Annotated in this window: 11 protein-coding genes; 4 read left to right on the top strand and 7 right to left on the bottom strand. The window is 66.6% G+C overall.

From position 1 onward, the window contains the following. Position 1: 1 nt before the first annotated feature. Positions 2-628, bottom strand: coding sequence for a polysaccharide biosynthesis/export family protein (locus BI327_RS00930; RefSeq protein ID WP_076857848.1), 627 nt, complete (start codon positions 626-628; stop codon positions 2-4). Positions 629-804: 176 nt separating this feature from the next. On the opposite strand from BI327_RS00930, the gene BI327_RS00925 reads away from it, so the two are divergent. Then, positions 805-3,144, top strand: coding sequence for a GumC family protein (locus BI327_RS00925; RefSeq protein ID WP_076857846.1), 2,340 nt, complete (start codon positions 805-807; stop codon positions 3,142-3,144). A gap of 97 nt (positions 3,145-3,241) precedes the next feature. Here the strand turns inward: BI327_RS00925 and BI327_RS00920 are convergent, their stop codons facing one another. After that, entirely contained in the window at positions 3,242-4,579 is a 1,338-nt protein-coding gene (locus BI327_RS00920; protein WP_076857844.1) for an MFS transporter, read from the bottom strand. A 338-nt stretch (positions 4,580-4,917) separates the two neighbouring features. On the opposite strand from BI327_RS00920, the gene BI327_RS00915 reads away from it, so the two are divergent. Continuing rightward, a complete protein-coding gene (locus tag BI327_RS00915) occupies positions 4,918-5,856 on the top strand; it encodes a LysR family transcriptional regulator (RefSeq protein WP_076857843.1) in 939 nt (312 codons plus the stop codon). Positions 5,857-5,874: 18 nt separating this feature from the next. On the opposite strand, the gene BI327_RS00910 is transcribed toward BI327_RS00915, so the two are convergent. Beyond that, positions 5,875-7,068: a GNAT family N-acetyltransferase gene (locus BI327_RS00910; RefSeq protein ID WP_076857842.1), complete on the bottom strand. Its 1,194-nt coding sequence runs from the start codon at positions 7,066-7,068 to the stop codon at positions 5,875-5,877. 151 nt (positions 7,069-7,219) lie between these two features. Between BI327_RS00910 and BI327_RS00905 the strand changes: the two genes are divergently transcribed. After that, a complete protein-coding gene (locus BI327_RS00905; protein ID WP_076857840.1) occupies positions 7,220-8,287 on the top strand; it encodes a polysaccharide deacetylase family protein in 1,068 nt (355 codons plus the stop codon). Here BI327_RS00905 and BI327_RS00900 read toward each other — a convergent pair. Further along, entirely contained in the window at positions 8,284-8,493 is a 210-nt protein-coding gene (locus BI327_RS00900) for a DUF2842 domain-containing protein (protein WP_076857838.1), read from the bottom strand. The genes BI327_RS00905 and BI327_RS00900 overlap by 4 nt on opposite strands. Before the next feature lie 103 nt (positions 8,494-8,596). Between BI327_RS00900 and BI327_RS00895 the strand changes: the two genes are divergently transcribed. Continuing rightward, a complete protein-coding gene (locus BI327_RS00895; RefSeq protein WP_076857836.1) occupies positions 8,597-9,682 on the top strand; it encodes a COX15/CtaA family protein in 1,086 nt (361 codons plus the stop codon). Between the two features lie 38 nt (positions 9,683-9,720). Here the strand turns inward: BI327_RS00895 and nadC are convergent, their stop codons facing one another. From nadC to nadA, 3 genes are read right to left on the bottom strand one after another with little or no spacing between them, the layout of a single operon-like run. Further along, on the bottom strand, positions 9,721-10,572 hold the full coding sequence (gene nadC, locus BI327_RS00890; protein WP_076857834.1) for a carboxylating nicotinate-nucleotide diphosphorylase: 852 nt from the start codon (positions 10,570-10,572) through the stop codon (positions 9,721-9,723). Beyond that, on the bottom strand, positions 10,569-12,119 hold the full coding sequence (locus tag BI327_RS00885; protein ID WP_076857832.1) for an L-aspartate oxidase: 1,551 nt from the start codon (positions 12,117-12,119) through the stop codon (positions 10,569-10,571). The genes nadC and BI327_RS00885 overlap by 4 nt, the downstream gene beginning before the upstream one ends. Beyond that, positions 12,116-13,102, bottom strand: a complete 987-nt coding sequence (gene nadA, locus BI327_RS00880) for a quinolinate synthase NadA (protein WP_076857830.1) — start codon at positions 13,100-13,102, stop codon at positions 12,116-12,118. The genes BI327_RS00885 and nadA overlap by 4 nt, the downstream gene beginning before the upstream one ends. Positions 13,103-13,129: the final 27 nt, after the last annotated feature.

Below are 13,129 nucleotides of genomic sequence, written 5' to 3'. Positions count from 1 at the left end.
GTCAGAACCAGCGTTCGCCGACGAACACGGTGTCGCCGGGACCGATCGGGGTGCCCAGGGGCGCGATGAAGCGGCCCGCGCCGGACGCATCGGTGTGGGTGAGGGTGACCTGGTCGCGCTTGGCGCGCGGCGAGAAGCCACCGGCGATCGCCACTGCGCTCTCGACCGTCATGTTGGGCACATAGGGATATTGGCCGGGAGCCTGGACTTCACCGAGGATGAAGAACGGCCGGTAGGCCTCGATCTCGACCGCCACCGAAGGCTCGCGGATGAAGCCGTTGCGCAGCCGCGCGGTGATCTCGGCCGCAAGCCCGGCAGGCGTCCGGCCACGCGCCGGCACCGAGCCGATCAGCGGCATCGTGATCGCGCCGGCGGCGTCGATCGCATAGGAGTTGGTCAGGCCTTCCTGGCCATAGACCACGACGCGAAGCTTGTCGCCGGGGCCGAGATTATAGGCCTCGCGCGGCGGCGCGGGCTCGGCATAGGCGATCGGCCCGGCAAAGGAGGGTTGCCCATAGGCCATCGAATCGAGGGCCGGGTCGCCGCCGACCGGCGACGTCCGTCCCATGCAGCCCGACAGCGCGAGCGCAGCAATCAGACAAACGAGGGGAGCGCGCAGATCGCGCATGTGAGGAATCCCGCGACAATATCGGCCCCGATTAACGGCACTCATGGTTAACAAAGCATGACGGATCGGGTGGTGGCGGTCATGTCCGTCAACCGCGCCGATTAACCCAGCAGCAACCTTAATGGACTGTAATCGCCGCCATTGAAGTGGAATCGCGGCGTCCGCGGGAGTTCGTTATGCGTTTTGCATTCTGGCGTAGAGGCGAGGAAAAGGCCGTCGTGCAACGGGCGTTGCCGAAGTCTGCGCCCGTCGCCGACGAAGCTGTTGTGAAGCCGGCAGCGCCGAAACCCGCTTCCGAAAAGCCGGCGCGTCCAGCCGAGGCGGCGGATCTCGATCTGCATGTGCTCGGCCGCGCACTGGCGCGCAAGCGCGGCTGGATCATCGTGCCGACCGTGCTGGTGTTTGCCTTGTCGCTTGCCGCCGTCAACGTCGTCACGCCGCGTTACAAGTCGGAAGCGCGAATCCTGATCGACAATCGCGAGAACGCCTTCCTGCGCCCGAACGGCGAGCGCGATCTCGAGCGCAGCTCGCTCGACGCCGAGGCCGTGACGAGCCAGGTGCAGCTTCTGCTGTCGCGCGATCTCGCGCGTGACATCATCAAGAAGAACAAGCTCGCCGAACGTCCGGAGTTCGATCCGGTGCTACGCGGCTTTTCACCGTTGAAGTCGCTGCTGGCGCTGTTCGGCATCGGCCGTGACCCGTTCAGCCTGACGCCGGAAGAGCGGGTGCTCGATTCCTATTACGAGCGGTTCCAGGCCTACGCGGTCGACAAGTCGCGCGTCATGGTGATCGAATTCCAGTCGGAGGATCCCGAGCTTGCGGCACGCGTCGCCAACTCGATCGCCGACGGCTATCTCGTGCTGCAGCAGGCTGCGCGGCAGGACCAGGCCAAGTCCGCCAGCACATGGCTGCTCGGCGAGATCGACAAGCTGCGCACCAAGGTCGCGGACGCGGATTCGCGCGTCGAGGAATTCCGCTCGAAGTCGAGCCTGTTCGTCGGCACCAACAACATCCCGCTGTCGAATCAGCAGATGGGTGAATTGAACACCCAGCTCAACAATGCCCGCGCGCTGAAGGCGGATGCGGAGACCAAGGCGCGGCTGATCCGCGAGATGCTTCAGGGCGGCAAGCCGATCGAGGCTTCGGAAGTGCTCAATTCCGAGTTGATCCGGAGACTCGCCGAGCAGCGCGGCACGTTGCGCGCCCAGCTCGCCGAGCAGTCGTCGACCTTGCTCGACAACCATCCGCGCATCAAGGAATTGAAGGCGCAGATATCAGATCTCGACCGCCAATTGCGCGAGGAGGCGGGCAAGATCTCGCGCTCGCTCGATAACGACGCTCGTGTTGCCGATGGCCGCGTGCAGGCACTGCAGGCGAGCCTCGACCAGTCGAAGAAGCAGGCGTCGTCGAGCAACAGCCAGGACGTGCAGCTGCGCGGCCTGGAGCGTGAAGCCAAGGCGCAGCGCGACCTGCTCGAAGCCTATCTTGCGAAGTATCGCGAGGCGACGGCGCGCGAGAATATCGAGGCCGCGCCGACCGACGGCCGCATCATCTCGCGTGCCACGGTTTCCAACACGCCGGCCTACCCGAAGAAGCTGCCGATCGTGCTGATCGCGACGCTGGCGACGCTGCTGCTGTCATCCGGCATCATCATCACCGGTGAGCTGCTGCGGATCTCCGCGCCCGGCGCGGTGGGCCGTGCCTTCGCGCCGGCGGCTGCCGTCATCAGGCGCCGCGAGCCGGTCATGGAAACCGCAGCCATGGACGAGCCGGCACTGACGCTGCCGCCCGAACCCGCGCTCGCATCGCCGCTCGCACCCAGCCTGCCGCCGCAGCCTGAGCTGCCGCTGGGACCCGCAGTTGCGCAGGAGCCCGTCATCAGCGAGCCGCCGCAGCCTGCGCCCGCTGAGGCAGTCGACGAGATCGAAGAGGTCGCCGAACGCCTGGTCACAGCCGGCCCCGCCGCCCACAAGGTCACGGTCCTCGGCCCCGCCACCGGCGAGAGTGTCACGTGGACCGCGTTGACGCTCGCCCGTCTGATGGCGCGCCAGGCCAAGGTCGTGGTGGTCGATCTCGTCGCGTCCTCGCCGGTGCTGACGGCGGCGACCGTCGATCCCGCAGCACCCGGTCTCGCCGAATTGATGCAGGGCGAAGCGACGTTCGCGCAGATCATCACCAAGGATCGGCAGTCGCGGGTTCAGATCGTCAGCGCCGGACGCCCGGGCTTCGATCGCTCGCATCTGCAGTCGCCGCGGCTGGTGCTTGCGATCGACGCGCTGCTTCGGGTGTATGACCATGTGCTGCTCGACGCCGGCTCGGCCGTCGACCTGCCGGCCGAACTCTTGACGGCGAAGGCGCAGGCCGTCGTCGTGCCGGACGCCGCCATGGCGCAGGATGCCCGCCGTTCGATGGTCGATCAGCTCAGGGCCGTCGGCTTCTCCGAAGTGACGATGCTGAGCAAGCCGTGCGCGCCGTCGGAGACGGTCGCGCGGGGGCCGCGGGTGGTGGCGGCCTGAACCTGGTCACTGGAGCGCGACATAATTCATCGCGCTCCAGCTCTTCGTTTCCGCATGATCTTGTCGGAAACCGCTCCGCACTTTTCCGGATCGTGCTCTAGTGCGCCATCATCGGCTCGCGCATCGATCGCTCCAGGACCGGATCAATTCGCAGCCTGATCGTGACGAGGGCGCCGATCAATCCGACGACCGCGAGCAGCAGCAGGCCCGCGGTGAACCCACCGGTCAGATCCTTCAGATAACCCATCGCGAACGGGCCGGCGAAGCCTGAGAGATTGCCGAGCGAGTTGATCGCGGCAATGCCGGCCGCGGCGGAAGCACCGTTCAGGATGCTGGCCGGCATCGGCCAGAACATCGGCGGCACCGCCGACACGCCGATCTGCGCGAGGCAGAGCAGGCCGATGATCAGCACGGGACTGGAGACCAGTCCGGCAAGGCCGATGCCGACGGCGGCGAGCGTCAGTGCACCGGCGACATGGTATCGCCGCTCGCCGGTCTTGTCGGAATGGCGGCCGAGCAGCACCATGCCGACCGCGCCGAACACGAAGGGCAGGGCCGCGATCAGGCCGGTCTGGGTGTCGGTGACGCCAAACGCCTTGATGATGGTCGGCAGGAAGAACGCGACGCCGTAGCTCGCCGCGTTGAGGCAGAAGTAGACGAGGGCGCAGGCGAGGACCCGCGAGTCCGTGAGCGACTGCAAGACCGAGATGTGCTCCACGGCTTCCTTCTTCTGCCGCTCAATCTCGAGCGTGTTCTGGACCCATTTGATCTCGTCGGGCTGCAGCCAGCTCGCCTGACGCGGGAAGTCGGGCAGCATCGCCAGCACAGCGAAGCCGACCAGCACAGAGGGCAGCGCCTCGCAGATGAACAGCCACTGCCATCCCGTCAGACCGGCCCCCGACAAATTGAGCAGCAGGCCCGAGATCGGAGCCCCGATGATGCTCGAGATCGGGATCGCGAGCATGAACAGGCTGATGACGCGGGCGCGATAGATCGTCGGGAACCAGAGCGTCAGATAGAAGATGATTCCGGGGAAGAAGCCGGCCTCGCATGCGCCGAGCAGCAGGCGCAGGAAGTAGAAGATCCATTCGCTCGAGATGCCGCTCGCCGCGGACATCTGCGGGATGAACGCGAATGCCGCCGAGACGACGCCCCAGCTGATCATGATGCGGGCGATCCAGCGCCGCGCGCCGAACCGTTCCAGCAGGATGTTGGAGGGCACTTCGAAGAAGAAGTAGCCGACGAAGAACAGGCCCGCGCCGAGCCCGTAGGCGGCTTCGCTGAGGCCGAGCGCCGTGTTCATGTGCAGCTTGGCGAAGCCGACATTGACGCGGTCGAGATAGGCCACGAAGTAGCACAGGATGAGGAACGGAATCAGCCGCCGCATCATCTTCCCGATCGCGCGCTTCTCGACATCGTCGCTCATCGTTCCCATCCCTTCTGGCTTTTCGATTTGGCGCACGGTCACCGCGCTGTCCGGCGTGGTACATTGTACACCCGCAGCGGTCCGTCGCTCCGTCCTTGCAAGTCTGCTTGCAAGCCTTGCGTTCATTGTTGTGTAATTGACGGCCGCGTGACTAATGGCATTTGGGAATGGAGCCACGGCGAAACTGTCATGATGCACCGCGGTATGGCGGCGGGAACCCGAGTGTTTTCAGCGAGGTGGGTACCGGGTCGCGTGTAGAAGACGCGTCGAGACAAGAAGCTGGAGTTCTGTTCGTTCCGATTGAATCGGATCGGACGGCTCTTGCCGGGGCAGGATGGTGACGGGCCGTGATCAATAATCTGAAATTGCGCCAGTTGCGCCTGCTGGTCGCGCTCGACAGCGAGCGCAAGCTGCAGCTCGCCGCCGAGCGCCTCAACATCACCCAGTCTGCGGCATCCAAGATGCTGGCCGAGATCGAGGCGGTGGCGCGGGTTCCGTTGTTCGAACGGACCGCGCGCGGCGTCGAGCCGACGGCCTACGGCTCGATCCTGATCCGGGGCGGCCGCAGCGTGCTGGCCGACCTCGACCGGGTCACCAATGAATTCGCCGGTTACCGGTCCGGCGAGCTCGGCACCGTCTCGGTCGGAACGGTCGCCAAGCCCAGCATCGACCTCGTCGTCGATGTCATGCAGTATCTCGGCGAGAAGCTGCACCGGGTGAACATTTCGCTCGATGTCAGCACCAGCCCGCCGCTGGTTGCGCGTCTGCTCGCGCTCGAGCTCGACTTCGTCGTTGCGCGAATTCCCGTTGGCGTCGATCCCGGGCAGTTCGACTATCACGAGATCGGCGCCGAACAGGCCGGCCTGCTGGTTCGCGCCGAGCATCCGCTGGCCGGTCTCGACAGCGTCAATCTGGAAGACACCGTCGACCTGCAATGGATCGCGCAGCCGCGGGAATCCTTCATGCGCCAAGGGCTCGAGCGCCTGTTCCACAGCCGGGGCATTGCGCCGCCGCAGCGCATCATCAACACCGAGTCTTTCTTCGCGTCGCTCGGAATTGCGGCGGGGATCGACGCCGTCGTGCCGGTCCCGATGCTGGTGTTCGATCTGGTCGATCCGCAGCGCTTCAAGATGCTGCGCATCCGCGATCAGTTGATGCTCGAGAGCTACGGGCTGATCAAGCTGCGCAAGCGCGCACTGTCGCCGGCCGCGATGCTGGTGTTCGATGCGATGATGCGGTTTGGCGCAGCGAGCGGCCGCCCGGCGGCGGATGGCCCGCCCGCGTAACGTCGCCCGCGGTCGTTCTCAGCGGAACATGCTGCGCAGGTTCTGCGCGATCTCGAACAGCGCCGGATTCTGCTTCACGGCGCGCTTGGCGCGGCTGATCGCCGACAGCGCGCCGGCCGCTGGCTTGCCGCGCAGGCTTAGCGGAATGAAGCTGTCGACGATCACCTCGTCGTCCTTGCAGAACAGCCGCTTGTATTCGTCCGAGCCGATGCCGAGATCGAGCGCGCGGTAGTCCTCAGCCGCATGACGATCGATGATGTCGCGCATCAGGATCAGGCCGGGGCTGTGCTTGGAATTGGCCGACATCGTGTAGGTGTTGAACATCATCGAGAAGCGATGACCGTCGGATACGCCGGCGAAGATCGCGATCACTTCCTCGTCGCACTCCAGCGCGTGGATGTCGATCGCATAGCCCTTGCCGTCGGCGCGCGGCGCGAGGCAGGCGCTGCGGATGAATTGCTCGACGCCAGGCTCGGCGAACACGTTCGGCAGCTTCTGCTCGGCCATGCGCTGCGGCTTGACGCGGAAGAACCAGTCGAGCAGGCGACAGACGTCGGCGCTCTCGGCCGCGACGTGATAGCGGTAGCCGGGCAGCGCCTGCAGCTTGCGCTCCTTGCCCTTGAGACGGCGGCGGAACGAATTGCTGACCAGCGCCGCGGGCGCCATGCCGGGCTCGATGACAAGCAGCGGGCAGTCGTTGACCGAGGGCTGGTGCGGCAGCAATGCCAGCGGATTCGGCAGGTCCTGCCAGCGCAGCGGCTGCTGACACAGCACGAGCGCGTCGACGCGCGAGCGCTCCGCGATCGAGCCGGTCAGGGCCGCGATATCGGCCTCGGTTGCGTTGGCTGCGAAATCCTTGTCGCACAGCGCCATGTTGAAGGTCGCGTGCTTGCCGCCCATGAAGCTCGCGCAGGTCGCGCCCAGGCGGGATTCGACGGCGAGCGGCAACAGCAGCAGCGGCCGGCGTTCGCCGTCATGGGCGACGATGATGAAGGGCCGCAGGCCCTCGCGCTCGCCGACCTGGCTCTGCCAGCTGGCGAGAAAATCGAAGCGCTGATAGGGCGTGTAGCTGTGTTGCGGCGTCTCGAGGCTGCGCCACGTCGCCTCGGCCGCAGTGAGATCATGAAAGATGTCGACGCCGGCAACGCGGATTGCGTTCGGCCACGTTCGCGTCCCGGCCGTCTGGCCTTCGATTGCCGCCGCCATGGTCATCTCGGAACCCAAAATTTTTTAAGGTATTAATTTACAGTTCTCGGCTGCGGCCGACCTTCGCAGGGAAACGTCAACAGAGTAATAACAATGGTCCGGCGGGGGCTTGGCGGTGTGGGAACCGCCCGGACGGGACAAGGACGGGTAGGGGATTTTGGCGCCGGATAACCGGATTTTGCGGCGGGCGAAAGCGGAGCTCGCGTATTTCAGCGGCGCGTTCAGGCTGCGTGAGCGGGAGGCCGGTGGCGCCGGGGCGATCCTGCGCTTCGCGCGCGTTCGTCCGGCGCAGAGGGCGCGATTTCAGCCGCTGAAGTCGCAGGAGATCACACCGGCGTTCCTCGATCGCACGATCCGTGCGCTGAAGCGCTGGAACTACGACATCGTCGGGATCGACGAAGCCTGCCGCCGCGCGGTGACCATGCCCGGGCGCCGGCGCTTTGCCTGCCTGACCTTCGACGGCGCCAGCAAGGACATCGTCACGCAGGCCTATCCCGTGCTCTCAAGGCATGGCGTGCCCTTCACGCTCTACCTGCCGACGGCTTTCCCGGATGGCGTGGGCGTGGCGTGGTGGCTGGCGCTGGAAGACATCATCGCGCGCGAGACCCGCATCAGCCTGGTGGTCGACGGCAGGGAACGGCACTTCGCGATTTCAACCCTGTCGGACAAATACGAGCTGTTCGATTTCCTGTCCGGCTGGCTGCGCAAGCTGCCGCCGCCGGATCTGTTGTATGCGGTGAACGATCTCGGCCGACGCTATGCCGCCGATGCGGCGCAGCTGTCACGCAGCGCCTCGCTCGACTGGGCGGATCTGGCGAAGCTTGCCGCCGATCCGAACGTGACGTTCGGCAGCGCCACCGTGAACCACCCGGCGCTGTCGAGCCTCAGGGACGCCGCCGCGCAGCGCGAGATGGCGATGGGAAGGGCGGTGGTCGAGAGCGCGTTGCGGCGGCCGGTCAAGCATTTCGCGTACCCCTTCGGCGACCGCGACGCGTTCAGTCGCCCTCATGTGGTGATGGCCGAAGAGGCGGGCTTCGCCAGCGCGGTGTCGACCATTAGCGGGGTCGTCGAGGCGCAGGGGCGCACCAATCTGCACGCGCTGCCGCGCATCGCATGGGACGGCCGCGTTCGGTCGCTGCGAATGATGCGGGTGCTGCTGTCGGGCGTGATGTTCGCGCCGGTGCGGCCAACGCCGCACGCGCGACCAGAGCGGGATTTGGGTTAGGCGCGGTCGGGCCGCGACATCCAGGAGACGATCGGCATCGCCGGCAGCACCCAGCCGAGCCCCGCGACGACGTAGAAGATCGCCTGCAACAGCCCGGAATTGGCGAGCCACGGCGTCTGGGCCACCGTCATGCCGAGCAGCGACCACACCACCACCAGGATGAGCAGGAAGATGGTTCCGAGCAGTTTGCGGGTGCGTATGGCCATGGCGGATATGTGCAACTCGTGATCCAGAGCGTCTTCAGCGGCGCTTGCGCCGCGGGCGCGGCGGACTATAAGGGGCCCGAAAATCCAATCAAGTCAGGGCGAAATGGCCGGTATCTCCGCAAAGACATCGCAGCTCCGCGCCGTCCGGGTATGGCTGATCGCGGTTGCTGCCCTGATCGCGCTGATGGTGCTGGTCGGCGGCGCCACGCGGCTCACCGAGTCCGGCCTGTCGATCGTCGAATGGAAGCCGGTGACCGGCGCGTTGCCGCCGCTGACCGAGGCGCAATGGACGCAGGCCTTCGAAGGCTATCAGAAGATTCCGCAATATCGCGAGCTCAACGCCGGGATGACGCTCGCCGAGTTCAAGACGATCTTCTGGTGGGAGTGGAGCCATCGCCTGCTCGGCCGGGTGATCGGCGCCGCCTACCTGCTGCCGTTCCTGTATTTTCTGTGGCGCGGCGCGGTGAGCGGTGAGCTCGGGCGGCGGCTGTGGGTGATCTTCGGCCTCGGCGCGCTGCAGGGCGGCGTCGGCTGGTGGATGGTGGCGTCCGGCCTCTCCGAGCGCGTCGAGGTGTCGCAGTATCGGCTGGCGACGCATCTGGTGCTGGCGCTGCTGATCTTCGCCGCGATCGTCTGGACGCTGCGGCGCCTGACCGACCGCCCGTCCGTGATCGCGCCTCTCAGGCTCAAGATCACCAGCGCGGTGCTGCTCATGCTGACCTTCGTGCAGCTCTATTTCGGCGCGCTGGTCGCGGGCCTACGCGCGGGCAGGGTCTACAACACCTGGCCGGAGATCGACGGCGGCTTGATCCCGTCGGCCGACCGGCTGTGGTTCGAGACGCCGTGGTGGCGCAATCTGTTCGACAACACGCTGACGGTGCAGTTCGAGCATCGCATGACCGCGTATCTCTTGTTCGCGCTGGCGATCGCGCATGCGATCGATGCGGTGCGCGCACGTGCCGGCGGCGCTGTCATCGCAGGCGCCTGGTGGCTGGTTGCGGCGATCACGCTGCAGGCGACGCTCGGCATCCTGACGCTGCTGCATCAGGTGCCGATCGATCTCGCACTGACCCACCAGGCGGTCGCGATCGTCGTGCTGACGCTCGCGGTGCTGCAGGCCGAGCGCTTCGCCGCGCGCCGCACCGAACGGGACCAGCCGACCCTGGTTGCGGTCGGCCAGCCCGGTTGATTCCTCAACCCGGTTGATTGATCAACCTCTTTGATCGATCACGACAGATAGTCGAGCCCGATATCGAGCGCGGCCGAGCTGTGGGTGATCCAGCCGACCGAGATCAGGTCGACGCCGGTGGCGGCAATCGCCGCGGCGGTCGCAGCCGTGATGCGGCCGGAGGCTTCGGTGATCGCCTTGCCGCGCGCCATCTGAACCGCCTGGCCGAGCTGCTCGGTCGTCATGTTGTCGAGCAGCACCGCGTCGACGCCGAGCGCCAGCGCTTCCTCGAGCTGCGACAGCGTGTCGACCTCGACCTCGATCTTGACCATATGGCCGGCATTGGCCTTGGCGCGCTCGATCGCGGTGCGGATGCCGCCGGCGAGCGCGATATGGTTGTCCTTGATCAGCATCGCATCGTCGAGCCCGAAACGGTGATTGCCGCCGCCGCCGGCACGCACCGCATATTTCTCCAGCGCCCGCAGTCCGGGCGTAGTCTTGCGGATGTCGACGATTTGTGCGCGCGTGCCCGCGACCGCTTTCACCAGCGTGGCGGTCGCGGTCGCGACGCCGCTCAGATGGCAGAGGAAGTTGAGTGCGGTGCGCTCCGCGGTGAGCAGGCTGCGCGCCGGGCCGTCGATGATCGCGATGACTTCGTCGGGCTCGACCGTGCTGCCGTCGGGCCGCTCGGCGCGCAGCTCGATCGTTGGCGAAACCATCTGGAACGCGGTGCGCGCGACGTCGAGGCCTGCGATCACGCCAGGCTGTCGCGCCCGCATCACCAGCCGCGCCTGCTGGCCGGCCGGGACGATCGCGTCTGCCGTGATATCGCCGGCGCGGCCGAGATCCTCGCGCAGGGCGGTCTGCACGATCGGCTCGTAGAGCAGCGGCAACAGGGGATTGAGGGTCATGATAGGGCACTCCTGGCTGAAAGCTCGGATTCAACGATGTCGCGCGCGGCGGCGAGCGCCTCGGCACGGGTGAGCGAGGACGGTTCCGCCGACAAGGCGGTGTGCGGGAAATCAGTGCGGAAATGACCGCCCCGGCTTTCCTCACGCCTGTATGCGGAAACCGCGATCATCAGTCCGACCAGCGCCGGATCGGACACCGCGCTCTGGCTCCGCGCGAGCGGGTAGAGGCTGCGGATCGCGCGAGCGATGCCGTCGCGATCGCGCAGGACGCCGAGCCCCTGGGTGAGGATCGGACGCACGGCTGAAGGATCGGAAGCCTGAGGCATCGTGTCGTCGCGCAGCATCGCGCGCGGACCGGCGCTGACGCCTTCGATGCTCTCGGCGACCCAGCGTGCGCAGACGATCGCTTCCATCAGCGAGTTGCTGGCGAGCCGGTTGGCGCCGTGCAAGCCGGTGCGCGCTGCTTCGCCGCAGGCCCACAGGCCCTGCACCGTGCTGCGGCCGTAGCCGTCAACCGCGATGCCGCCCATGTGGTAGTGAACCGCGGGGCGGATCGGGATCGGATCACGGGCAGGATCGATGCCCGCCATCTTGCAGAACGCAGAGATTACGGGATAGCGCCGCGCGAAATCTGCGCCCGGATGCTTGCGCGCGTCGAGGAAGGTGCGATGCCCCGCGGCACGGTGACGCCACACCGCGCGTGCGACGATATCGCGCGGCGCGAGCTCGGCGCCGGGCTGATCGGCCATGAAGCGTTGGCCGGTCTCGTCGATCAGGAATGCGCCGTCGCCGCGGATCGCCTCGGTCAGCAGCGGCATCGGCCGCGACGGCCCGTCGAAGGCGGTCGGATGAAACTGGACGAACTCGATGTCCGACAGTTTGGCGCCGGCATCTGCGGCGAGCGCGAGCCCCTGGCCGAAACAGCCGCCCGGATTGGTGCTGTCGGCGAACAGCCCGCCGATGCCGCCGGTCGCGATCACGACGCGGTTGGTTGAGATCGTGAGCCGGCCGCGGTCGCTGGCTGCAAGCACGCCCCGGACCGCATTGTCCTCGACCAGCAGCCGGCGCGCCTCGACGCCTTCCAGCAGGGTGATCGATGGCGTCTTGCGGACCGCGGCGATCAGCGCGCGCATGATCTCGCGGCCGGTGCCGTCGCCGGTGGCGTGCACGATGCGATTGCAGCGATGCGCGGCCTCGAGCCCGAGGCGCCAGCTGCCGTCGGCGTGCCGGTCGAAAGCAACGCCGAGCTCGGCGAGATGCTCCACGGCGGCGGGCGCCGCGTGCACGATCCGGGATGCTGCCGCCGCATCGCAGAGGCCGGCGCCGGCCGCGAGCGTGTCGGCGAGATGGAGCGCAGGGCTGTCGTCAGCGCCAACAGGCGCGGCGAGGCCACCCTGCGCCCACATGCTGGAGGCTTCGGCGCCGAGCGGCGACTTCGACAGCAGCACGACCGGCTCGGGCGCGAGTTGCAGCGCGGTCATCAGCCCCGCGGCGCCGCCGCCGATGATGACCGGGCGGCCGTTGAGATCGGAGAGATCGATATTCATATCGCCAGCATCCTTTCCACGCTCTTGCGTGCGCGCTCGGCGATCGCAGGGTCGATCGTGACCTCGTGCTGGTTGGTCTCCAGCGCGTGGCGGATGTTCTTCAGCGTGATCCGCTTCATGTGCGGGCAGAGATTGCAGGGACGGACGAAGTCGACGTCGGGATTCCGTGCCGCGATGTTGTCGCTCATCGAGCATTCCGTCAGCAGCACGACACGCGGCGGACGCTTGGTCTCGACGAATGTCTGCATCGCAGCCGTCGACCCCGCAAAGTCCGATTCGGCGACGACGTCAGGCGGGCATTCGGGATGCGCCAGGATGGTGACGTCGGGATAATTTTCGCGCAGCTGGCGCACGTCATCGGCCGTGAACAGCTCGTGCACCTCGCAATGGCCCTTCCAGGCAATGATCTTCTTGCTGGTCTGCTTGGCGATATTCTGCGCCAGATATTCGTCCGGCAGCATGATGACGCGCTCGGCGTCGAGTGATTCAACCACCTTCAGCGCATTGCCCGAGGTGCAGCAGATGTCGGACTCCGCTTTGACCGCGGTTGAGGTGTTGACATAGGCGACGACCGGCGCGTCCGGGTAGCGCGCACGCATCAGGCGCACATCCTCCGCCGTGATGGAATCCGCCAGCGAGCAGCCGGCCTTCAGGTCGGGGATCAGGACGGTCTTGGCCGGATTGAGCAGCTTCGCCGTCTCCGCCATGAAGTGTACGCCGGCAAGCACGATGACGTCGGCGTCGACCTTGGTCGCTTCACGCGCGAGCAGGAGGCTGTCGCCGACGATGTCGGCGACGCCGTGGAATATCTCCGGCGTCTGGTAATTGTGCGCGAGCACCACCGCATTGCGGCGGCGCTTCAGCTCCAGGATCGCGTCGACGTCCTCGGCGAAGGTCGCCCATTCGAACGGCGGGATGACGCGTTTGACGCGCTCATAGAGCGGCGCGGTGCGGGTGAGCAGATCGGTATCGAGCAAGGCCATTTATACTCTCCATGAGCATAAGATGGC

It is taken from the genome of Bradyrhizobium mercantei, assembly GCF_001982635.1.
Classification (GTDB): Bacteria; Pseudomonadota; Alphaproteobacteria; order Rhizobiales; family Xanthobacteraceae; genus Bradyrhizobium; species Bradyrhizobium mercantei.
This window is presented reverse-complemented; position numbering and strand designations above follow the sequence as displayed.

What these genes read in the sequence shown, in the direction of transcription:
- BI327_RS00930 (WP_076857848.1), bottom strand. Translation starts at nt 628, where the DNA reads ATGCGCGATCTGCGCGCTCCCCTCGTTTGTCTGATTGCTGCGCTCGCG.
- BI327_RS00925 (WP_076857846.1), top strand. Translation starts at nt 805, where the DNA reads ATGCGTTTTGCATTCTGGCGTAGAGGCGAGGAAAAGGCCGTCGTGCAA.
- BI327_RS00920 (WP_076857844.1), bottom strand. Translation starts at nt 4,579, where the DNA reads ATGGGAACGATGAGCGACGATGTCGAGAAGCGCGCGATCGGGAAGATG.
- BI327_RS00910 (WP_076857842.1), bottom strand. Translation starts at nt 7,068, where the DNA reads ATGACCATGGCGGCGGCAATCGAAGGCCAGACGGCCGGGACGCGAACG.
- BI327_RS00900 (WP_076857838.1), bottom strand. Translation starts at nt 8,493, where the DNA reads ATGGCCATACGCACCCGCAAACTGCTCGGAACCATCTTCCTGCTCATC.
- BI327_RS00895 (WP_076857836.1), top strand. Translation starts at nt 8,597, where the DNA reads ATGGCCGGTATCTCCGCAAAGACATCGCAGCTCCGCGCCGTCCGGGTA.
- nadC (WP_076857834.1), bottom strand. Translation starts at nt 10,572, where the DNA reads ATGACCCTCAATCCCCTGTTGCCGCTGCTCTACGAGCCGATCGTGCAG.
- BI327_RS00885 (WP_076857832.1), bottom strand. Translation starts at nt 12,119, where the DNA reads ATGAATATCGATCTCTCCGATCTCAACGGCCGCCCGGTCATCATCGGC.
- nadA (WP_076857830.1), bottom strand. Translation starts at nt 13,102, where the DNA reads ATGGCCTTGCTCGATACCGATCTGCTCACCCGCACCGCGCCGCTCTAT.